Here is a 23039-nt window from a genome sequence, read left to right on the forward strand (position 1 = left end):
ATAACCGGTGCGGCCCGTGTTGTTTTACAGTGTTACCGGCACCAGGAACTCAGTGGCGACAATCACCACCAGCAGGCCGACAAGCACCGGAACGGATGTCCGTTTCACCACTTCAAACGGTGAAATTTTCGCCATACCGGCAACCGCCACCACCACACCGGAAACCGGTGACATGGTACGGCCGAGGTTGGATGCCTGTAACATCGGGATCACCAGGTACGCCGGGTTGATACCCATCTGCTGTGCCAGGCGCGGGATCAGCTCCACAAACGCATAGAACGGCGCATTACCGGAACCGGTAGTCATCGCCGCCAGCATGGTAATAATCACCAGAGCAATCATCATGATAATCGCGCCGGAACCGAAAGACTGCGCCAGGCTGATCAGACCGGAGATAAAGCCGACAGTGCTCAGACCCTGAGCAAACACACCGGCCGCCACCAGCAGCATAACCACGGTGGCAAAGGCATCCGCCATACCACGGTAGCAGACATCCAGCCCGGCATAGACTTTCTTGCCGTCAAAACCACGGAGGAATTCAATGATGGCCGACAGAATAATACAGCCGACAATAATCGTGATGATGTGTAATTCAGGCAGCACGATATGGCTCAGGAAACCGATGCTGAACGGCTTACCATCAAACAGCAGTACGCCGATGATCGGCATAAACGGCAGAATGGCATAAAATTTCGGCGCATTGGTGGTGATTTCTTTGACGTCCAGGATCTCAGATTTGATATCTTCTTTGCGATCGAGGAAACGCTGCCAGAAATAGTGAGCAATCGCCATAGATACAATCGCCACGATAGAAATCGGCAGAGTCAGGCTGAATGCAAACTCTTTCAGCGGGATCTGAGATGCTTCTGCCGCAATTACCACATCGCCGGAGGTCGGTGCCAGGATAATTGCCGCCGGAGAGGCACAGATAGCCGCCGCCGCACCACGGCTGATCCCCACGTTCACCATCACCGGGAACAGGGTTGCCATCAGTAACACACCGAGACCGGTGGCGGAGGAAACCGCCAGAGACATCAGACAGGCAATAAAGTAGGCCACGATCATCAGCAGGTACGGAGAGTTCACGACCTGTAACGGTTTGGAGACCATTTTGATGACCACGTCGTTGGCACCGATATGAGTCATATAAGCCGCAAAGCCGCACAGTACCATGATCATCATACCGAGGTCGCCGCCGCGGTTCATCAGCAGGTACTTCACATACTCAATAATGTTTGTCGGTCCCCAGCCGGTGGAGGTGGCGGCGGACGGCAGGATGTTTTTCCCCATGATGACACTGATGATCAGAAGCAGTAAGCCCCCGACCATCAGCACCCCTGTGGCTGAATACCCTTTAATAATATAGCGCCCGACGCCGACAGCGACGACAGCACCAATAAGAAGATCTAACATTTCTGCTCCTGTCTGGTATTTTTATTTATAAAAATGATTAATGCACTCTGCCGAAAACCGGGAACAGATTAAATGATATGCGTCAATGAACCTTAGTTATTACCCGTATCATTTAAGTGTTCCGGCCTCCGGCATTAAAAAAGCAGTGACAATATAAATTATCGTCACTGCTCTGTTTGTATAAATCGTCCGCGAATTTATAACCGGTTAAGCAAGGATTCCACAGCTTTGAGCTCCTTTCCGGTTTTTTCATTCAGCAACTCTCCGGCTGCCTGTTTTACCCGTTGCTGTATCTGATTACGCAACAGGTTTTCCACTTCGAACTTATACTGAATATTATCCCAGTTACCGAACAGCACCACCGGAATACGGACAGACTGCAGCCAGGTCACCAGGTCATTGGTTTTCCCCCAGCCTTTTAAGATCTGAACCCCCAGGTTCACATCCATATTCTGTTTCACCAGGTTCGTCCGGCCGCTGCCGGTGATATTAAAGGCATCGGATACCGCCAGAATTTTACTGATTTTTACTTCACCGTTATTCAGGGTACCGATAGCTTCCAGTTTTTTCGCTTCGGTCATAGCATCCATCGATTCCGGCTGCGCCACTTTATCTGTCGCCTGGGAGAGCGACTGCTGGATAAGATACGGAATATTCAGGCCGAGCAGCTTAACATCAGTGATGGTCAGTGCCACGTCACCGCGCCAGTTGTTTAAGACCGCGTCCTGGTCATAACCGGTACCACGCAGATCGCCGTCAAAACTCAGGCGTCCGGTGAATTTTTCCGGCATTTTAAACGCCGCCAGCAACGGTTTGACATCAATATTCTGTAACAGCGGTTTGATACGCAGCTGTGCCGGAACTTTTTCGGAATAAATCGTCATCGGCAGAGAGAAACGGCCGCCGAACACGTTGCCGGTCATTTTGGAGATTTCCGTGATGCTGCCCCGGTTCTCTGCTTTCACCGTCAGCTGGCCGATTTCCATTCCCTGGTAAATCAGGGAATCCACATTCAGCGCCAGAGTGGCATTGAAGTGGTTCATAAAGGTCAGATCATATTTATCCGCATCACTGCCGGTGGTAACCACCGCCGGTTTGGTGGCAACCGGGGTTTTTTCCCCGTTTTCTGCATGTACGGCACGCTCATAACCGAGCAGATTATCCAGATTCAGTTTTGAGGAGGTCAGTTGGATATCATAACGCGGGGTTTCACCGAGTGCCGCTTCCACTGTGCCGCTGAGCTGGCTTTCGTTAGCGCTCAGTTTCAGGTTTTCCAGGATCAGGGACTGCGGTGCCTGGCCGACCGCTTCGTGCCAGGTATAGGTGGTCGTACCGTTGCCGTTGATGCCGTTGGCATACAGACCGGCACCGGACAGACGGTAATTCAGGCGGTTAATATTGCCGCTGACCTGCACCGGGTACTGGGAGAGGTCAATATCAGAACTCAGGCTGAAAGAGAGCTCCTGCTGATTGCGCAGAATATTACTGTTCAGCGCTATCACATAGCGTTCAGGAGTATTACGCTCAAGAGAGAAGTTAATATCGCGCATGTTGATCTGCGAACCGTCTTCTGTCTGCCAGACCAGCAGGCTGTTGGCGATACGGATGCGGTCAACATCAAACGACCATTTGTTTTCCTGTTCGACAGGCACCGGGCGGGCTTTCTGATTACCCGGCGCAACAGGAGCGCTTTTCTTCTCTTTTGATTCGGTTTCAGGCAGGATTTTCAGCAGTGCGCCGTCAAGCATCACTTCACGAACCGATAACTGATGGGACAGCAGCGGCCAGAGTTCAACGTCGAGGCGCATATTTTCGGCAGTTACCACCGGTTCGGCGGCATCGGGGGCAGTCAGGGACATTTTACCGGTGATGATGCTCAGTTTCGGCCAGACATGCCAGCGCATATCATCTTTCATCACCAGCTCGTAACCGGTGTCTTCCTTCACCTTGTTAACGATATAGTCGCGGAAATCATTCGGGTTCACCAGCAGGATTAAGGCCGCGAGGCCCGCCGCTATCACGACAAGCAGAATAATCAGCGTGGTGAAAAATCGTTTCATAATCCCTGTTCCTTTCCCATTCTCTGTTGAACCCGCTGGCGGACAGTACTGTCCGCCGTTTAATCTTCGCTGATACGGCTGCCCACAGCTCCCTGCTGATTTTTGTATTTTGCATCGCTGCGGCGGTTATACGGCCGGTCAGCGGAGCCGGATAACGGCTCAAAACTCAGGGCACCGATCACCATTCCCGGCCGCAGTGCCAAGGGTAACTTACCTGAGTTGTAAAATTCCAGTACGATTTGCCCGTGCCAGCCCGGATCGATCCGGTGTGCGGTCACGTGGACCATCAGCCCGAGGCGTGCCAGTGATGAACGCCCGTCCAGCCAGCCGACCAGGTTATCCGGCAGTGTGACAGATTCCAGTGTCACTGCCAGTGCCAGTTCACCCGGATGCAGGTAGAACACTTCATCTTCAGTCAGGGTGATTTCATCACTCATGACATTTTCCAGCGCCGCATTCACTTCTTCTTTCGGGCCGCTGAGATCAATATACGCGGCGGTATGGCCCCGGAAAACCCGGAACTGATGCCCGAGGCGGACATCGGCGGTCGCCCCGTTGATCCGCTCAACCGGCGGACGCGGGGAGATGGTCAGTCTGCCGTCATCAAGCCACTGAATAATGTCACGGTCACAAAGTCGCATGGTATCATCCTTATAAAACTCAGCGTTTATCACCGGCGGATAAACGCGGATTAATCGTTGTCGGCGGCTTACTCGCAGAACTGACTGATTTTGGCTTTCAGAATATCAATCGCCACGCGGTTTTTACCGCCCCGCGGCACTATGATATCAGCATATTGTTTTGTTGGTTCAATAAATTGCAGGTACATCGGACGGACGGTTTTATTGTACTGTGCAATCACCGAATCCAGTGTGCGTCCGCGCTCATTCACATCACGGCGGATGCGGCGCATCAGGCAGATATCCAGCGGGGTGTCGACGAAAATGGAGAAGTCCATCTGCTCGCGCAGACGTTTGTCTGTCAGCAGCAGGATGCCCTCAAGAATAATCACCCGTTTCGGGCTGAACAGAACCGATTCCGGTTTGCGGGTATGCTCGGCGTAATCATATTGCGGTAACTGAATCGACTTACCGGATTTCAGTGTTTTCAGATGCTGTAACAGCAATTCGTGATCCATAGAGCCCGGATGGTCATAGTTGACCTTGATGCGCTCTTCCATCGGCACATCGCTCTGATCTTTATAGTAGCAGTCTTCCGGAATCACACCGATATTGTGATCGCCCACCTGAGCACGTAACTCGTGATAAAGCGTGTTGGCAATCAGACTTTTTCCTGACGCGGATGCGCCGGTGATGCCGATGATAGTGCACTGCTGCTGTGCTGTGTCAGCCATAATTGAAATAACCCGGTTTGAAAATAGGAGAGAAAAAAACCGAAACGGTCTGCTGCGGCCTCTTTTAATGCTTATCCGGCCGTGAGTAACAAAACGTGTCCGCCCGGCGCTGAATTATAGGGAGTAACGGCGTGAGATTCCAGCATAATCGGGCATCCGGCCTCATTATTTCGGGGTAACCGCTCTTATGGCCACCCGAAAAAAAGACCAGCACATCACTGCACTGGTCTTTTTGACTTTCCGGACGTGCCGGAGCAGAAATAAATTCCGCTTAAACTGCGCGGAAAGCGATCTCTGTCGGGATTTTATCCCCTTCCCAGAACATTTCTGCCGTCACATTTACGGCGATCTCACGGTAGATATCCGCAAACTCGCCATCCGGGTCACGCATCACCGTCGGCTGGCCGCGATCGAGGTCTTCACGCAGCGAAATATGCAGCGGCACCTGTCCCAGCAGTTTGGTGTGATAGCGTTCCGCCAGTTTCTCCGCCCCGCCGGTGCCGAAAATCGGCTCGACATGGCCGCAGTTACTGCAGATGTGCGCACTCATGTTCTCCACAATCCCCAGAACCGGCACGTTCACTTTCTTGAACATGACGATACCTTTCATGGCATCCACCAGCGCGATATCCTGCGGCGTGGTTACCACCACGGCTCCGGTGACCGGAATATTCTGTGAGAGGGTCAGCTGGATATCACCGGTGCCCGGCGGCATATCGATGACCAGATAGTCCAGATCCGGCCACAGGGTATCCTGTAACATCTGCATAAGGGCTTTACTGGCCATCGGGCCGCGCCAGACCATGGCGTTATCATCTGTCACCAGATAACCGATAGAGTTGGAGGCCAGGCCGTAAGCCATAATCGGGGCCATATGCTGGCCGTCCGGTGAGGTCGGGCGCTCTTTGGTGGTGCCCAGCATGTTCGGGATGGACGGGCCGTAAATATCCGCATCGAGGATACCGACTTTCGCCCCTTCTGCCGCCAGTGCCAGTGCGAGGTTAACCGCAGTGCTGGATTTACCCACACCGCCTTTGCCGGAGCTGACCGCCAGGATATTGCGGACACCGTTAATGCCCGGCAGATCGTTGGCCCGGCGCAGTGTTGCGATATCATGACGCAGTTTCCAGTCCACCGCTGCCGCACCGGTCACTTTGCGTAATTCTTTGGTTTTTGCTTCAATCAGTGCTTCAAACGGGCGCTTCCAGACAAACGGCATCACCAGCTCAACATGCAGCACATCATCCAGCATTGCGCAGTGATTCAGCGCTTTGATGGCAATCAGGTTGCGTTTGAGTGTCGGATGCTCAAATGTCGCCAGTACCTGCGCGACCTGGTCGTTCAGCAATTCAGGGTTCATCTCCCCGGGGGATTTCGCATTCATCCCGGCTCCTTAAATTTATCGTTTTTATTGCCTGTAACTATCGGCTTCAATGATAGCAGAAGCCAACTGATTAATTTAGTCATTCCGCGCAAACCCGCACAAAACAAATCCCCTGCAATCAGCAGGGTTATCGCCGGATGTTCACGGCAGAAAAAAGTCCGGAAAACCACACACAAAGCCGGATTACTGCTGGCAGGGGTGGACGGGATCGGTTAACATCAAAGACCCTTTATTATTTGAGGAAGTGAAATACTCTATGTCTCAGATCGCTAATAAAATTTTGGTAACCTGTGCGTTGCCATATGCAAACGGTTCAATCCATCTCGGTCATATGCTGGAACATATCCAGGCTGATATTTGGGTCCGTTTTCAGCGAATGCGCGGCAAAGAGGTTCACTTCATCTGCGCCGACGATGCTCACGGCACCCCGATTATGCTCAAGGCACAACAGCAGGGGATCTCTCCTGAAGAGATGATCGCCAACATGAGCATCGAGCATCAGAAAGATTTTGCCGATTTCGCCATCAGCTTTGATAACTACCACTCCACGCACAGCGAAGAGAACCGGGTGTTATCAGAGAATATCTATCTGGCGCTGAAAAAGAACGGCCATATTGAAACACGGACCATTTCCCAGCTGTATGATCCGGAAAAAGGCATGTTCCTGCCGGACCGCTTTGTAAAAGGCACCTGCCCGAAATGTAAAGCGGAAGACCAGTACGGCGATAACTGCGAAGTGTGCAGCGCGACCTACAGCCCGACCGAGCTGATTAACCCGCGCTCCGTGGTCTCCGGTGCCACACCGGTGCTGCGCGAAAGTGAGCACTACTTCTTTGATCTGCCGGCTTTCGCTGACATGTTACAGGCATGGACCCGCAGCGGCGCGCTCCAGGAGCAGGTTGCCAACAAAATGCAGGAGTGGTTTGATTCCGGCCTGCAGCAGTGGGATATCAGCCGTGATGCACCGTATTTCGGCTTTGAGATCCCTGATGCACCGGGCAAATACTTCTATGTCTGGCTGGATGCGCCAATCGGCTACATGGGATCATTCAAAAATCTGTGTGACAAACGCGGCAATCTCGATTTTAACGAGTTCTGGAAGAAAGATTCTGACGCTGATCTGTACCACTTTATCGGTAAAGATATCGTGTACTTCCACAGCCTGTTCTGGCCTGCCATGCTGGAAGGCAGCGGTTATCGCAAGCCGACCAACCTGTTTGTCCACGGCTATGTGACGGTTAACGGCGCGAAGATGTCCAAATCACGCGGTACCTTTATCCAGGCCCGCACCTATCTGAATCATCTGAATGCAGACAGCCTGCGTTATTACTACGCGGCGAAACTCTCTTCACGTATTGATGATATCGACCTCAACCTGGAAGATTTCGTTCAGCGTGTTAACAGTGACATCGTTAACAAAGTGGTCAACCTGGCATCCCGTACCGCCGGATTTATCAAAAAACGCTTTAACGGCCGCCTGAGTGCAACCCTGGCTGAACCTGAGTTATATCAGCAATTTGTTGATGCTGAAAAAACCATCAGCGAAGAGTACACCAGCCGTGAATTCGGCAAAGCTATCCGCGAAATCATGGCGCTGGCTGATGTCGCCAACCGCTATATTGATGAGAAAGCACCGTGGGTGGTGGCGAAACAGGAAGGTAAAGATGATGAGCTGCACGCTATCTGCACCATGGGTATCAACCTGTTCCGCGCACTGATGACCTACCTGAAACCGGTGATGCCGGAACTGGCGGCCCGCAGTGAAGCGTTCCTGAATCAGGAACTGACACTGGACGGCATTGCCAAACCGCTGCTGGATCATCAGATCGCAGACTTCAAGGCCCTGTTCAGCCGTATTGAAATGGCGAAAGTGGAAGAGATGATTGAAGCTTCCAAAGAGGATATCAAAGCGATGTCAGCCAAACCGGTCAGCGGCCCGCTGGCAGATGATCCGATTGCGGACACCATCAGCTTTGATGATTTTGCCAAAGTTGATATGCGTATTGCACAGATCATGTCTGCCGATTTCGTGGACGGCTCTGACAAACTGCTGAAACTGGTACTGGATCTCGGTGGCGAAACCCGTCAGGTCTTCTCCGGCATCCGCCAGGCGTATCCGGATCCGAAAGCGCTGGAAGGCCGCCTGACAGTGATGGTCGCTAACCTCGCACCACGCAAAATGCGTTTCGGGATCTCTGAAGGCATGGTCATGGCCGCAGGCCCGGGCGGAAACGAGATTTTCCTGCTCAGCCCGGATTCCGGTGCACAACCAGGTCAGCAGGTGAAGTAAGTTCTTCTCTGTACAATAAACTGAAAAAAACCTGCGCTCCGGTGCAGGTTTTTTTATGTGACCTATAGCACAAATAAAAAGTTAATTGTATGATGAATAGGTTCATCCAAGAAGGAACATTATCATGAAACCAAAACAGATAGCGGAAACCGGCTGGCGCTATCTCCGGGCATTTCTGATCCTGTATCTGTGCCTGTTTGCCGGCAATATTATCGCGGTGTTACTGCCGTTTTCCGTCCCGGGCAGCATCGTGGGCATGCTGCTGCTTTTTGTGCTGCTCGCACTGCAGATTGTTCCGGCGCACTGGGTTCAGCCCGGCTGTACCTTATTAATGAAAAACATGACGATGTTATTTCTGCCGATCGGTATCGGTGTGATGAACTATTACGATACCCTCAGCGCCCAGCTGCTGCCGATCCTCATCGCCTGTGTCGTCAGTACCTTTATCGCCATGTGTGCTGTGGCGCTGAGTTCTGAATTTATTCACCGCCGCCATGTTCCGGTTCCGGAACAACAGGAAGCCGATGCGGTTGCCGCAGCAGAACACACCGAACAACAAGAGAAACGCAAATGTTAACGCATATCTGGTGGTCGCTCCCGCTTACCATCGGCGTCTATTTTCTCGCCAGAGCTATCTATATCAAATTTAAGCTGCCGGTATTAAACCCGCTGCTGATATCCATCGTGATTATCATTCCGCTGCTGATATTCACCGGAACTTCATACAACCACTATTTTGAGGGCAGCCGCATTCTCAACGATCTGCTGCAACCTGCGGTGGTGGCACTGGCGTTTCCGCTGTATGAACAGCTGCATCAGATCCGTGCACAGTGGAAATCCATCATCACCATCTGCTTTGCCGGGAGTGTGATTGCCATGGTTACCGGCACCGCTATTGCCTTTATGATGGGCGCGACACCGGAAATTGCGGCCTCTATCCTGCCTAAGTCAGTCACCACCCCGATTGCGATCGCGGTGTCCAATTCTATCGGCGGCGTGGCGGCAATCAGTGCTGTATGTGTGATTTTCGTCGGGATCCTCGGCGCGATTTTCGGCCATACCCTGTTCAGACGCCTGCGGGTTACGACCAAAGCCTCACGCGGCCTGGCAATGGGTACAGCCTCTCACGCCCTCGGTACCGCCCGCTGCGCGGAAGAGGATTATGTGGAAGGCGCTTACAGTTCACTGGCATTAATGACCTGCGGGATTATTACTTCTCTGATGGCGCCGTTTATCTTCCCGGTACTGCTGGCATTATTCGGCTGACCTGAAAATTTGAGCTCCATCTCGCAAATTCAATATTTGTTTCATTCGTTTCATAATGAACGTGATAAAAATCACGTTCATTATGTATAACTACCCGCTAGAATGATCTCATTGATAATGGAGGTCATTTTATGCAAAACCGCTTTCATGCAGCCCTGAACACGCTCCCTTCCCCGTTACAGACCCTGCTGACAGACATTGTTTGTGCTGATACGTTCCCGGGATACTTATCGGCCAAACAGGTCAGCGCACTCTGCAACGCCACAGATACTGATGAGGATGCACTTGCACTGACCATGCTGCCGCTGGCCGCAGCCTGTGCCGTGACGCCGGTATCCAGGTTTAATGTCGGCGCGATTGCACACGGACTGAGCGGTAACCTCTATTTCGGCGCCAATATGGAATTCTGCCATGTGCCGTTACAACAGACAGTGCATGCAGAACAGAGCGCGATCACTCACGCCTGGCTGCGCGGCGAGAAAGGTTTGCGCAAAGTAACTGTCAATTACACTCCGTGCGGCCACTGCCGTCAGTTTATGAATGAACTGAACAGCGGTACAGAACTGCTGATCCAGTTACCGGAACTGGCCGCTATGCCGCTGAAAACGCTGCTGCCGCATGCTTTCGGGCCGGTGGATCTGGGAATTGAAACCCGGTTATTTGACCAGGTGCATCACGGTTATCATTTCCTCGCCACCAATGCAGTGGTCGGAAAAGCACTCGAGGCAGCCAACCGCAGCCATGCACCGTATTCTCATTCCCACAGCGGTGTGGCTCTTCAGGACAGCCGCGGACGCATCTACAGCGGTGCTTATATTGAAAATGCCGCCTTTAACCCGGGACTGCCGCCGCTGCAGGCTGCGCTGATCTTTATGAATATGGCCGGCGGCGACCTGCACGACATCCACCGCGCCGTGCTGGTGGAAGGCAGTAACGCCACGCTGTCACAGTGGGAAAGTACCTCTGCCACACTGAGCGCCCTGGGGTGTCAGGATATCGCCCTGTTCAGCTATTAATTCTGTCTTCGCTGAGGCTGATACCCATCTGTTCCGGGTATCAGCCTTTACGTGATTATTAAATATAAATCTATCCCGCCTCTCACTTTCACACATCGGCATCACTAATTTCGTAACAATTACTGTACATATTTTTCAGATAACTTAGGATCAGTGCGTCCTGTCTTAAAAATGTCAATTGGCAAAGAGTAGTCATACATGGAACTGGAATACGAAAGCAAACGTGCATTATATATCCCGTATGCGGGCCCTATCCTGTTAGAATTTCCGCTGCTGAATAAGGGAAGCGCCTTCTCCGAAGAAGAGCGCAGTAATTTCAACCTCCACGGCCTGCTGCCGGAAGCGGTGGAGACCATCGAAGAGCAGACTGAACGCGCTTATCGTCAGTATTCTGATTTTAAAAACGATACTGACAAACATATCTACCTGCGTAACATTCAGGATACGAATGAAACGCTGTTCTACCGCCTGCTCAATGCTCACCTCAAAGAAATGATGCCTATCATTTACACCCCGACTGTCGGGGCGGCCTGTGAGCATTTCTCGGACAGCTACCGCCGTGCGCGCGGGCTGTTTATCTCTTATCCGAACCGCGCTTACATTGATGACATGCTGCAGAATGCCACCAAGCAGAATGTAAAAGTCATCGTGGTAACCGACGGTGAGCGGATCCTCGGTCTGGGTGACCAGGGGATCGGCGGGATGGGGATCCCGATTGGTAAACTCTCTCTGTATACCGCCTGCGGCGGCATCAGCCCGGCGTATACCCTGCCTATCGTGCTGGATGTCGGTACCAATAACCAGCAGCGCCTGAATGACCCGCTCTATATGGGCTGGCGTCACCCGCGTATCACCGGCGAAGAATATGATGAATTTGTTGATGAATTTATCAATGCGGTTAAGCGCCGCTGGCCGGATGTGCTGTTACAGTTTGAAGATTTCGCCCAGAAAAACGCGATGCCGCTGCTGGAACGCTACCGCGATCAGCTCTGCTGCTTCAATGATGATATCCAGGGTACCGCATCAGTCACCCTCGGCAGCCTGATTGCCGCCAGCCGTGCCGCAGGCGGACAGCTGAAAGACCAGACTGTTGCCTTCCTGGGTGCCGGTTCAGCCGGGTGTGGTATCGCCGAGCAGATTATCGCGCAGATGAAATCCGAAGGTCTGAGTGAAGAGCAGGCGCGTGCCCGTATCTTTATGGTGGACAGATTCGGTCTGCTGACGGACAAACTGCCAAACCTGCTGAATTTCCAGAGCAAACTGATCACCAAAAGTGACATTATTGCGGACTGGGATGTGCAGAATGATGCGATTTCACTGGAAGATGTGGTCCGTAACGCTAAGCCGACTGTGCTTATCGGGGTTTCCGGTCAGCCGGGGCTGTTTACGGAAGAGATTATCCGTGAAATGCACAAAAACTGTGCGCGTCCGGTCGTCATGCCGCTGTCCAACCCGACCTCCCGTGTGGAAGCCCGTCCGGAAGATATTATCGCCTGGACAGACGGTCATGCACTGGTTGCAACCGGCAGCCCGTTTAATCCGGTGATTTATAAGGATAAAACCTATCCTATCTCCCAGTGCAACAACTCCTTTATTTTCCCGGGGATTGGTCTGGGTGTGCTGGCCGCCGGTGCCAGACGTGTGACTGACGGCATGATGATGGCAGCAAGCCGCGCGCTGGCTGAATGCTCACCGATGGTTGTTAACGGCGAAGGCTCACTGCTGCCGGATATCGAGGACATCAAAAAAGTCTCCCGTATCATCGCCAAACAGGTTGCCAAAGAAGCACAGATCCAGGGTGTCGCGACTGTGACCTCTGACGGTGCACTCGATGAAGCTATCGAACGTAACTTCTGGCATCCGGAATATCGTGTTTACCGCCGGACATCTTTCTGACGAATAACCGGTATTCTGCCGCTGAAAACCCGCACTTGTGCGGGTTTTATTCTTTTTTTCACCCTTGCCAGCCTTTCCCTGCTCAAGTAATCTTAGCCTTATGGTAACTAAATAGTGATAAAGGTCTCAGTAATAATGGGAAAAGCCCGGATATGGAAACGGATCATTCTGTGGATGCTGGCAGGTATTATTCTGGCGGCAGCAGCGGCTATTGCGGCAGATCGCTGGATTAGCTGGAAAACCGCGCCTTATATCTATGAAAATATCAATGACCTGCCGCCGAGTGAAGTCGGCATGGTACTCGGTACGGCTAAGTACTATAAAAACGGGACAATTAACCAATATTACCGGTATCGTATTCAGGGTGCCGTAAATGCATACAACAGCGGCAAGGTGAAGTATCTGCTGCTGAGCGGCGACAATGCCCAGCACAGTTACAATGAGCCGAGCACGATGCGCAAGGATCTGGTGAATGCCGGGATCCCGGCCAGTAAAATTGTGCTCGATTTTGCCGGATTCCGCACGCTGGATTCTGTGGTACGGACACGAAAAGTCTTTGATACCAATGGCTTTACGATTATCACCCAGCGCTTCCATTGTGAACGGGCGCTGTATATCGCGATGGAAAAAGGTATTGAGGCGCGCTGTTACGCGGTTTCCTCCCCGAAGAATATGTTTACTGTCCGTGCGCGGGAAGTGGTTGCCCGGCTGGGCGCACTGGCTGATTTATATATTCTCAACCGCGAGCCGCGTTTCCTCGGCCCGCAGGAATCGATTCCGGCACCACAAACGTTACCGGAGAATGTACCGTCATATCCGGCAGTGACACCGGAAGAGCTGAATGTACTTTATCCGGAGCCCCCTGTGACACCGGAAAAACCGGCGGATACCACACAACCGGCACCCGCTGCGCAATAATCCGGTTTCAGCGGGCCGCCAGCTTATTGGCTGCCTGCCGCCATAACCACTCCACCGGCCCCTGAGAAAAATAACGCAGCCACAGGGTTGAGAACAGGATGTTGATCAGCCACATCAGCGGCACAAATGCCAGCAGCGTCAGGCGATCAAACTGACTGAAATAACCGAGGTACTCAAACAGTATCACCCCGCACACCGATTGCAGCAGATAACTGCTCAGTGCGGTACGCCCGACCCGCTGTAAACAGGCGGCAACCGGTTTCAGCTGTGGCTGCAAACCATAAAACAAAGCAATAAGCCCGGTAGTCTGTACCGGCTGCAAAATATCCGCCAGCGGATAACCAACAGTGCCCATCCAGAAGACACTCCAGTCGTTCAGGTATTCCAGCCACATCACAACCGCCTGCAGCAGCAGTGACGGGATCAGCAGCCACGCTGCCAGCCGCCGGTAATGAGACAGCGGATATGCCCCTTTCAGCCAGCCGTTTTTCATCAGTGTTGCGCCCAGCAGCATCATTGCCAGTAACTGCCAGCCATACTGAACCACCATCATCATCAGCATACCGCTGATGGTACTGATTCTGTCCAGCATGCCGGCAATACCACCGGTGTCGGCGATCAGTACTTCATAATCCAGCATTTCCTGCGACGGCTGCCAGTACAACAGTTTCAGCTCACCACCTTCCGATAACAGGAAAAACAGTAAAAACAATCCGGTCAGGATCAGCACCGGCACCAGCTTCAGCCACCAGCGGGAGGAAACATTATGGATGATCCAGCAGGCGGCAACGCCGGTCAGGCTGTACATCAGCAGGATATCCCCGTCCCAGAGCAGAGCGGTATGCAGCAGCCCGATCACTCCAAGCACCAGTAACCGCGCCATATTCCAGGGCTGGCTGTAACGGCTGAGCATCATCAGAGTGGCACCGAACAGCAGTGCAAACATGCCGAGGAATTTCCCCTGCACCAGCACACTTAATACTGCCCAGGTGGCGATATCTGTTGCGGACGCCGCCGGGGTGTACAGCGGGTTCAGATAGGCCGCAGACGGCAGCGCGAATCCGCCGATGTTCAGAATAAAAATACCGAGGATGGCCAGCCCCCGCACCATATCGAGGACATCAATACGGGCAGAGGCAGATGTGACTGAAGTATTCATCCGTTAAATATGACGGGCCGCGCGCAGGAATTCCTGGCGGGTATTCTGGCTGGATTTAAATAACCCGCCCAGTGAGGTGGTGGTGGTGGTACTGGTTGCGTCACGGATGCCGCGCGCTTTGACACAATAATGCACCGCGTCAATGGATACCGCCACATTAGTGGTGCCGAGCAGCGTTTGCAGTGCCAGAAGAATTTGCTGTGTCAGACGTTCCTGAACCTGCGGGCGCTGGGCAAAGAACTGCACAATGCGGTTAATTTTCGATAACCCGATAACGGTGTCTTTCGGGATATAAGCAACGGTGGCTTTACCGTCGATAGTGACAAAGTGGTGTTCACAGGTGCTGGTCAGCGTGATATCACGGACCGTCACCATTTCATCCACTTTCATTTTATTTTCAATCAGGGTGATTTTCGGGAAATTGTGATAATCCAGTCCTGAAAAAATTTCATCCACATACATCTTCGCGATACGTTTCGGGGTATCTGCCAGACTGTCGTCGCTCAGGTCGAGATTGAGCAGCTTCATAATTTCTGTCATATGCGCTTCAATCTGAACCTTGCGGGTTTCCGGCGGCAGTGTCTGCTCCCGCAATGGTGTCTCCAGCCCGCGTGCGATGAGCGCGGCGTGGACAAGTTCTGCTTCCCGGCTTAATGATGACATACCTTCTCCGACTATTTTTCAGGTGACTCCCGGTGCTGTGTTGCACCCGTCGGCCGGTCAATACCCGCCGCCCTGCTATTTTAGAGCAATACACCGTTTTGTTAATCCATTTTGTGGTTTTGGTGATGAAAAGTTTGCACCGGAAATCCCTGTTAATAATGCGGATATCAGCCGGAATGACGCTGACGAAAACATTTGCCGGAAAAATGCCGGATAACGGATGTGTTATATAACATCATAACGAAGACGGGAAATATCCTTATGATCAGCAAAAACAATTTCTTCATTGTTCCGGCTGATATTTGAGATCATTACAGCACTGATATCAAATGCAATACCGGCGAACATCATTCCGGCAGAGATAAACCCTGCACCTGAAACGAACAATAATTGTTCCTGATTTAATTCTTTCATAATTAACCTCTCAATTATTCAAATATAAAATACAGTATCTTTTTTGTCAGAACATAAAACCCCACATAAATAACAGGGGTGAGAAAGACATCGGTCATCACATTGTCCGGTCTGACAATGCGCAGTGAGGAGTGCGTTACTGTCAGAGATGTCAGTATCATGCTGATACTCATGGACCACAATCGTATATCTTTCAGATCATTGATTACCTTCTGAAGAAAATTGTTCTTTCTCATCGGGAATAACTGCCCTGTTATATTTCAGAATAATGACTTTATGCCCTGAAAATTAAATAAAGCATAAACAGGCTAAGTTATAAAACCGTTTTTTTAATTATCCGTTTTTTATTTTTAATGAATAATAAAGATAACAGGATTAATAAATAATAACCCTGTTATCACTGAGATAATGATTCTTTTATATCGCTGCGGTCACGGAAAACCAGCAAACCACCGATAATCAGTGCTGCAAAGGCCACCCACAGCGCCGGTTCCAGTTTACCGGTAAAATACGCGGAGACAGAGGATACCAGCGGGCCGCCGAGCTGCCCGACGGCATACCAGGTGGTCAGCAATCCGGCCATATAGCGGCCGTGCTCCGGTGCCAGTTCGCGTCCGCACTGGAATACCAGCTGGACCGCAGCCATCAGGCCGCCGCCGACCAGAAAAGCACTGACTGCCAGACCACTGATCCCGGGCATGATTTCTGCCGCCAGAATACCCGCTGCCTGTGCCCAGAGAGTGATTGCCAGCCGCCGCTGCGGCGTGAAAAAACGCCGCGTGGCAATCGCGGCCACGATACCGGCGACTGCCGCTATCCCGAATACCGGCCAGACAAACTGAGCAAACAGGCTGCCGGGGAAACGCGCCGCCGCCATCTGTGATAAAAACGTGGCAGGCAGAATATAGCCGAATCCGGCCAGCGCATAGCTCCACAATAAACGGCGGATTTTTGGTGTCATCCGCGGTTTACTGTGCGGGGAGGAGGAGCTGCTCAGTTCCCCCGGGCGCGGCAGATAGCGGCTGACATACAGACTGAAGAGCAGTGCCGCAGCACCATAGATCCACCAGCCCTGCGAGGCGGTCAGTGATAAGCCCTGAATGCCGATAGCTGCCAGTCCGCACAGCAGAATTCCGGTACCGGTGCCGCCGTAAACCGCGACACTCAGTGCCGGACGGTTAAGTTTTGCCAGTGCGTCATTGGTCCAGGCAGCTGCTAACACCAGTGTCCAGCCGCTCGCCCAGCCGATAAAAAAGCGCGCGATACTGTGCAGCACAGCCCCGGAAATCACCGCTGACAGCAGTGTGATAATCACCGCGCCCCATAAACCGGTCCACAGCCGCAGCTCAATACCGCGTTTTGCCCGCATAGCATCAAAGGATCCGGCCAGATAGCCGAGGTAGTTCCAGGCAGCCACAATACCGGCAGTTGTCAGGTCAAGCTGGTGCTCGTCAATCATCAGCGGCACCTGCGGGGTAAAAGCAAAGCGCCCTATTCCCATGGCCACCACCAGCGCAAGAAAACCACTGACTGCAATATGAAGCGCCGTTGTCTGACGGGCGGAGTGAGATGTCGTCATATGAAATGCAATATGTTAATAATTTGTAACTTCGTTATACCAAAAGAAGCCTTTAAAATGCAATAATGACTTCCGGAATCAGATCTGTTGCTCACGCTTTTGTGCCACATCATTCAACTTGTGCTGTAAGTCTGCCATAATGCCCTTCTCTTTATTATCCGTTTTATCTGCGCCCAGCAGGCGCCGGGAGTGAAACAGCATCATGGCTAATCCGACAGAAAGTTACACCTCTTCGTTAATCTCTTTACAGGAAGCACTGGATAAGCTGCTCGCGACCCCGGCCGCGATCACCGGTACTGAAACAATCGCGCTGACGGATGCCGCCGGGCGGATCACTGCCACCCCGGTTATTTCGCCTATCAATGTACCGCCGTTTGATAATTCCGCAATGGATGGTTACGGGTTTCGCCTGTCCGACTGGGACGGAAAAACCCCGCTGCCGGTTGCCGGTCGCGCTCTGGCGGGTGTTCCATTCAAAGGTGAATTACCGGCCGGACAATGTGTCCGTATTATGACCGGCGCACCGGTACCCAAGGGTGTGGATACCGTGGTGATGCAGGAAGAAGCGAAAGTGTCGGATGCCGGAATTACCTTTACCGCCGGAATTACCGCCGGGCAGAATATCCGCCGTACTGGTGAGGATATCGCGCAACACAGTGAAGTTTTACCGGCAGGCACCAAACTGGCCGCCGCCCAGCTGCCGCTGATTGCCTCCCTCGGTCTGGCGGAGCTGTCCGTGGTGCGCAAACTGAAAGTGGCGGTGTTCTCCACCGGTGATGAATTGCAGGCGGTCGGCCAGCCGCTGGGTGACGGACAGATTTATGATACCAACCGCTTTGCGGTTCGTCTGATGCTGGAAAAGCTCGGTTGTGATGTGATTGATCTCGGCGTGATCCCGGATAATCCGGACATTCTGCGCGCCACTTTTGAGAAAGCCGATGCACAGGCGGATCTGGTGATCAGCAGCGGCGGCGTGTCTGTCGGCGAAGCGGATTACACCAAACAGATTCTTGATGAAATCGGCAAAATTAATTTCTGGAAACTGGCGATCAAACCGGGCAAGCCGTTTGCTTTCGGTAAGCTGAATAACGCCTGGTTCTGCGGTCTGCCGGGCAACCCGGTCTCCACCACTGTTACCTTTTATGAGCTGGTGCAGCCACTGATCGCGCGTCTGTCCGGCTTCAGCCAGTGGCAGCCACCGATGCGGTTTAAAGCCGTCGCCACCACGCCGCTGAAAAAATCCGCCGGTCGTCTGGATTTTCAGCGCGGTATTGCCGGGGTGAATGAACAGGGTCAGATGGTGGTCAGAACCACCGGCGATCAGGGCTCGCATATTTTCAGTTCATTCAGCCTCGCCAACTGCTTTATTGTGCTGGAGCGTGAGCGCGGTGCGGTTGCCGCCGGTGAAACCGTTGAAATCGAGTTTTTTAACCATTTACTGAAGAATGACTGATGGCGACTGAACCCGGACATATTGAGCTCAGTGATGAGGAAGCGCTGCGTTATAACCGGCAGATCGTGCTGCGCGGCTTTGATTTTGATGGTCAGGAAGCGCTGAAAGCCGGGCGGGTGCTGATCACCGGCCTCGGCGGACTCGGGTGTGCGGCAGCGCAGTATCTGGCGGCGGCGGGCGTGGGGCATCTTACGTTGCTGGATTTTGATACCGTGTCGCTCTCCAATCTTCAGCGTCAGATCCTGCATACCGATGCCCGTATCGGGATGGCAAAAACAGAATCCGCCGCGATTGCGCTGAAAGCCGTCAATCCGCATTGCCATACCGAAACCGTTACCAAACAGCTGGATGATGATGAGCTTACCGCTCTGATCCGGTCTCACCATGTTGTACTGGACTGTACCGATAATGTCGCCGTCCGCGAACAGCTTAACCGGGCGTGTCATCAGTTGAAGATCCCGCTGGTGTCCGGTGCCGCTATCCGTATGGAAGGACAGATTTCTGTCTTTACCTGGCAGGAGGGGGAACCCTGTTACCGCTGCCTGAGCCGGTTATTCGGGGAGAACAGTCTGACCTGTGTGGAAGCGGGTGTGATGGCACCGCTGGTCGGTACCATCGGCACCCTGGAGGCGATGGAGTGCATCAAACTGCTCACCGGCTACGGGCAGGTGAGCAGCGGAAAAGTGGTGCTGTTTGATGCGATGCGCATGCAGTTCCGCACCATTAATCTTAAGCCTGATCCCCAGTGCGAGGTGTGCGGCTGTAACGGATAGTCTCCGGTTTATCCAGATGGATCTGTGTGACGGCAGGCTGTGTTTCTGCTATCACACGGCCGTCACGGACAGAGTAACGCACCGGCACCTGACGGCGGACAGCATCAAACCCGTTTTCCGCCGGCAGGATCAGCAGACTGGCGCGTTTGCCTTCCGCCACGCCGTAATCCTGTAAGTTCAGGGTACGCGCACTGTATTCCGTAATCAGCTTCAGCCCGTCATTAATCTGACCATATCCCATCAGCTGACAGACATGCAGCCCCATATGCAGCACCTGGAGCATATTGGCGGTACCCAGCGGATACCACGGGTCAAACACGTCATCGTGACCGAAGCAGACATTAATGTCCGCCGCCAGCATCTCTTTGACACGGGTGATCCCGCGGCGCTTCGGATAGGTATCGAAACGCCCCTGTAAGTGAATATTCACCAGCGGGTTCGCCACAAAGTTAATGCCGGACATTTTCAGCAGACGGAACAGGCGGGAGGTATAAGCCCCGTTATAAGAGTGCATCGCCGTGGTGTGGCTGGCGGTAACACGCGCGCCCATTCCCTCACGGTGTGCCAGCGCGGCAACGGTTTCCACGAAACGGGACTGTTCATCATCGATTTCATCACAATGCACGTCGATCAGACGGTCATATTTCTGTGCCAGCGCAAAGGTTTTGTGCAGGGATTCCACGCCGTATTCGCGGGTAAATTCAAAGTGCGGGATAGCCCCCGCCACATCCGCGCCCAGGCGCAGTGCTTCTTCCAGCAGTGCTTCACCGTCCGGATAGGACATGATCCCTTCCTGCGGAAACGCAACAATCTGCAAATCCACCCACGGCGCAACTTCCTGCTTCACTTCCAGCATCGCTTTCAGCGCGGTCAGGGTGGCATCAGAGACATCAACGTGAGTGCGGACATGCTGGATGCCGTTGGCAATCTGCCATTTCAGGGTCTGCCGGGCGCGGGTTTTCACATCATCGTGCGTCAGCAGCGCTTTGCGTTCCGCCCAGCGTTCAATCCCTTCAAATAAGGTGCCGGACTGGTTCCACGCCGGTTCCCCGGCAGTCTGGGTGGTATCGAGGTGAATATGCGGCTCGACGAACGGCGCGGTGACCAGGCCGCCTTCGGCGTCCAGGCTTTCCGGCAGTATTTCACCCTCCGGCTGCGGCACAATCGCGGTAATGCGCTGATTATCGATGTCGATACGCCACAGGCCAGCACGATCCGGCAGACGGGCATTAAAAATATGTTTTACGGTTTGATTAAGCACGGGTCATCTCCGGGTTGGTTGTACGACGACGGTTAAGTAACGGATTGAGGACAGCATAGCTTAACGCCCCGCCGAGAACTGCGTTCACCGGCACAATCCCCGGCAGCCAGTGCCCGGCAATCACACCTGCCGCCACGGCCAGCAGTGCGCTGACATTCACATCGCGCATTTTGCTGCGGTCAAAGGTTTCATAACGGTGACGGTACATCAGGTAATCGGCAATAATAATGCCCCCGATTGGCGGGATAGCGGCGGATAAGAAAGTCAGCCAGCCGACAAAATTATTGTAGAGCCACAGAGCGCACAGTGTGCCGATAAGCCCGTTGACGATAGATAAGGTTTTGCTGGAAAGCCCGGTGATATTGGCAAACCCCAGACCGGAGGCGTAAAGCGCGTTATCATTGGTGGTCCAGATATTCAGACCGAGAACGATAATCGCCGGTAATAACAGTCCCTGTGCAATCATCACATCAGAGATATCCGCCATACCGAGAGACGCCGCCCCGGCCGCCCCGAAGATAAACATCAGTGAATTACCGAGGAAGAAGGCGATAATCGCCACCAGCACCGCAATTTTCGGCTTGCGGCCGAAGCGGACAAAATCCGCTGTCAGCGTGCCGGCACTGACAAACGAACCGACCACCATGGCGAGCGCCAGATTAAAATCAATCGGCTGTGCAGGGAGCACATCACGCAGTGCGCTCATGCCGCCCATGCCTGTAACCGCGAGGTAAACCGAATAGCTGCCGAGAATGGCAATCGCCGGAACCGCAATCACCGAGAGTACGGTCAGCGCAGAGATACCGAAGAACACGGTTATGGTCATCAGCACCCCGGAGATACCGATCAGCCAGTTGATATCCCAGCCCGTTGCTTTGCCGACCGGAATGGCAAACATGGCCACACCGACGCCGAACCAACCGACCTGTGTGCCGCCGAGTAAGAATGAAGGGAGCCAGGAGCCTTTAATACCGAAGGAGTAACGCGCGAGAAGATGGGTTGTTAAGCCGGTTTTGGAACCAATGAAACCAAGAAAAGCGGTGTAGACACCAAGAAGAAGATTACCGATAAGAACTGCGAGGAAGAAATCATTAAAACTGAGACCGGTACCGAGAGCACCTCCGGTCCACATACTGGCGGAAAAGAAGGTCAAACCCAGCATTACAAAGGTTAATGCCAGCCCGCCTTTCCGCGCGGATATGGGCACAGGCCCATGACTGTAATTTTTATCCCCGGACACAATTGCCTCCTGTTGCTTTTCTCAGGCCAAAAAAAATCTGACGAATTCTATAGCCGCAAAAAACAAAAGCAAACGATTTCGTTCACACTTTAAGAGAATTAACACATTGTTAATATTTGTATCAAGCATCGTTCCGGCGGCAAAAACAGGCAGAAAATACAAAAAGAGTATTTCAGATTACGGCACTCTGTTATTTTCAGCCGGGAGGGTAATATCCGTCATCATGGCGTGAACATAAAGTGATTAAAAGCCGGCCGCAGTTGTACAGAAAGACAAAAAATCACATGAAAATCAATTTATTATTATTTTAATTATTTACCATCATATTATATAACGATAAAAGTGGTATGACTGCCGGTAAATAAGACTGAATCGCTGCGGATCCTATTTCTCTCCCGCAATACGTTTATTTCCCCGGATATTCCGCCGTGGATGCTGTTAATTTTTATATTCTCTTTTTGACCCGCTATTACTTTATCTTTATTTATCGGTTATCCGCCGTTTTACGGTGATGAAAAGCAGCAGCCTGAGACTTATCCGTCACCCTCCCGGTTCAAAAATACCCCGGTTATTCTCTTTTGTGGCCGGATAACAAATTACGTTATGTTACGTAATGTATTGCCGGTAACACCGGCTTATTAATTAAAACAGGTATCACAATGAATTTACTGAAAAATATATCAGGTTATGTTGTTTTCGGTATGCCTGATAATAGGCCGGAAAAGCACGACCGGTAAGGATGGTTTATCCTTATTATTATCCTGTTCAACTTCTGTTGCCAAATACAGATAACTCATATATTGTACGCCGCCTGCATTTACCCCAGCGTGTGGTGATGGCCCGTTTATCACTGACGTTTCAGTAAAGTGCGCACGATGCAGACGCAAGGTGCGAGGTTTA

General features: G+C 52.4%; 20 protein-coding genes. 8 read left to right on the forward strand and 12 right to left on the reverse strand.

Translation table 11 applies throughout. The annotated features are described in order from the left end of the window. Positions 1–24: 24 nt before the first annotated feature. The 5 genes from dcuC to apbC all read right to left on the reverse strand — a co-directional run bounded on the left by dcuC (position 25) and on the right by apbC (position 6211). The gene (dcuC, locus tag JL661_RS12590; RefSeq protein ID WP_062772287.1) at positions 25–1413 is read right to left on the reverse strand and encodes an anaerobic C4-dicarboxylate transporter DcuC; all 1389 of its coding nucleotides are present in this window, start codon (positions 1411–1413) and stop codon (positions 25–27) included. 197 nt (positions 1414–1610) lie between these two features. Then, positions 1611–3473 carry an outer membrane assembly protein AsmA gene (gene asmA, locus JL661_RS12595; protein WP_062772284.1) on the reverse strand — a complete coding sequence of 621 codons (1863 nt, stop codon included), beginning with the start codon at positions 3471–3473 and terminating at the stop codon, positions 1611–1613. A 59-nt stretch (positions 3474–3532) separates the two neighbouring features. Further along, the gene (gene dcd, locus JL661_RS12600; protein ID WP_004235748.1) at positions 3533–4114 is read right to left on the reverse strand and encodes a dCTP deaminase; all 582 of its coding nucleotides are present in this window, start codon (positions 4112–4114) and stop codon (positions 3533–3535) included. Positions 4115–4182: 68 nt separating this feature from the next. Then, positions 4183–4827: a uridine kinase gene (gene udk, locus JL661_RS12605; protein WP_004235746.1), complete on the reverse strand. Its 645-nt coding sequence runs from the start codon at positions 4825–4827 to the stop codon at positions 4183–4185. A gap of 271 nt (positions 4828–5098) precedes the next feature. Continuing rightward, entirely contained in the window at positions 5099–6211 is a 1113-nt protein-coding gene (apbC, locus tag JL661_RS12610; protein WP_004235745.1) for an iron-sulfur cluster carrier protein ApbC, read from the reverse strand. 256 nt (positions 6212–6467) lie between these two features. Between apbC and metG the strand changes: the two genes are divergently transcribed. The 6 genes from metG (at position 6468) to sanA (ending at position 13597) form a co-directional block, all read left to right on the forward strand. Continuing rightward, positions 6468–8501, forward strand: coding sequence for a methionine--tRNA ligase (gene metG, locus JL661_RS12615; RefSeq protein ID WP_004241695.1), 2034 nt, complete (start codon positions 6468–6470; stop codon positions 8499–8501). Positions 8502–8625: 124 nt separating this feature from the next. Continuing rightward, the gene (locus JL661_RS12620) at positions 8626–9078 is read left to right on the forward strand and encodes a CidA/LrgA family protein (protein WP_004241694.1); all 453 of its coding nucleotides are present in this window, start codon (positions 8626–8628) and stop codon (positions 9076–9078) included. Further along, positions 9072–9767 carry a CidB/LrgB family autolysis modulator gene (locus JL661_RS12625; protein WP_004241693.1) on the forward strand — a complete coding sequence of 232 codons (696 nt, stop codon included), beginning with the start codon at positions 9072–9074 and terminating at the stop codon, positions 9765–9767. The genes JL661_RS12620 and JL661_RS12625 overlap by 7 nt, the downstream gene beginning before the upstream one ends. Positions 9768–9898: 131 nt before the next feature. Next, positions 9899–10783, forward strand: coding sequence for a cytidine deaminase (gene cdd, locus JL661_RS12630; RefSeq protein ID WP_062772281.1), 885 nt, complete (start codon positions 9899–9901; stop codon positions 10781–10783). Between the two features lie 198 nt (positions 10784–10981). Further along, complete coding sequence (locus tag JL661_RS12635; RefSeq protein ID WP_004235738.1) at positions 10982–12679, forward strand: NAD-dependent malic enzyme; 1698 nt, start codon at positions 10982–10984, stop codon at positions 12677–12679. A gap of 150 nt (positions 12680–12829) precedes the next feature. After that, complete coding sequence (gene sanA, locus JL661_RS12640) at positions 12830–13597, forward strand: outer membrane permeability protein SanA (protein WP_062772622.1); 768 nt, start codon at positions 12830–12832, stop codon at positions 13595–13597. A gap of 7 nt (positions 13598–13604) precedes the next feature. Here sanA and yeiB read toward each other — a convergent pair whose 3' ends face one another. The 5 genes from yeiB to JL661_RS18570 all read right to left on the reverse strand — a co-directional run bounded on the left by yeiB (position 13605) and on the right by JL661_RS18570 (position 17616). Then, the gene (yeiB, locus tag JL661_RS12645) at positions 13605–14756 is read right to left on the reverse strand and encodes a DUF418 domain-containing protein YeiB (RefSeq protein WP_062772278.1); all 1152 of its coding nucleotides are present in this window, start codon (positions 14754–14756) and stop codon (positions 13605–13607) included. Positions 14757–14759: 3 nt separating this feature from the next. Further along, a complete protein-coding gene (gene folE / locus JL661_RS12650; protein WP_004235735.1) occupies positions 14760–15419 on the reverse strand; it encodes a GTP cyclohydrolase I FolE in 660 nt (219 codons plus the stop codon). A 225-nt stretch (positions 15420–15644) separates the two neighbouring features. Then, positions 15645–15833 carry a hypothetical protein gene (locus tag JL661_RS12655; protein WP_015422563.1) on the reverse strand — a complete coding sequence of 63 codons (189 nt, stop codon included), beginning with the start codon at positions 15831–15833 and terminating at the stop codon, positions 15645–15647. Between the two features lie 397 nt (positions 15834–16230). After that, positions 16231–17412, reverse strand: coding sequence for a YbfB/YjiJ family MFS transporter (locus JL661_RS12660; RefSeq protein WP_062772275.1), 1182 nt, complete (start codon positions 17410–17412; stop codon positions 16231–16233). A gap of 78 nt (positions 17413–17490) precedes the next feature. Beyond that, positions 17491–17616 (reverse strand): hypothetical protein, encoded by a 126-nt coding sequence (locus JL661_RS18570; protein WP_004241683.1) that lies wholly within the window; start codon positions 17614–17616, stop codon positions 17491–17493. Here JL661_RS18570 and moeA point away from each other — a divergent pair. Then, positions 17615–18865 carry a molybdopterin molybdotransferase MoeA gene (gene moeA / locus JL661_RS12665; protein ID WP_046024224.1) on the forward strand — a complete coding sequence of 417 codons (1251 nt, stop codon included), beginning with the start codon at positions 17615–17617 and terminating at the stop codon, positions 18863–18865. The two genes, JL661_RS18570 and moeA, sit on opposite strands and share 2 nt — an antisense overlap. Beyond that, positions 18865–19638: a molybdopterin-synthase adenylyltransferase MoeB gene (gene moeB / locus JL661_RS12670; protein WP_046024223.1), complete on the forward strand. Its 774-nt coding sequence runs from the start codon at positions 18865–18867 to the stop codon at positions 19636–19638. Before moeA ends, moeB begins: the two co-directional genes overlap by 1 nt. Here the strand turns inward: moeB and JL661_RS12675 are convergent. Together JL661_RS12675 and codB are read right to left on the reverse strand one after the other, a co-directional pair. Further along, complete coding sequence (locus JL661_RS12675) at positions 19595–20899, reverse strand: cytosine deaminase (RefSeq protein WP_046024222.1); 1305 nt, start codon at positions 20897–20899, stop codon at positions 19595–19597. The two genes, moeB and JL661_RS12675, sit on opposite strands and share 44 nt — an antisense overlap. Continuing rightward, positions 20892–22139 carry a cytosine permease gene (gene codB, locus JL661_RS12680; RefSeq protein WP_015422558.1) on the reverse strand — a complete coding sequence of 416 codons (1248 nt, stop codon included), beginning with the start codon at positions 22137–22139 and terminating at the stop codon, positions 20892–20894. The genes JL661_RS12675 and codB overlap by 8 nt, the downstream gene beginning before the upstream one ends. Between the last annotated feature and the right edge of the window lie 900 nt (positions 22140–23039).

The sequence above is a fragment of the Morganella morganii genome (genome assembly GCF_019243775.1).
Lineage (GTDB): Bacteria > Pseudomonadota > Gammaproteobacteria > Enterobacterales > Enterobacteriaceae > Morganella > Morganella morganii.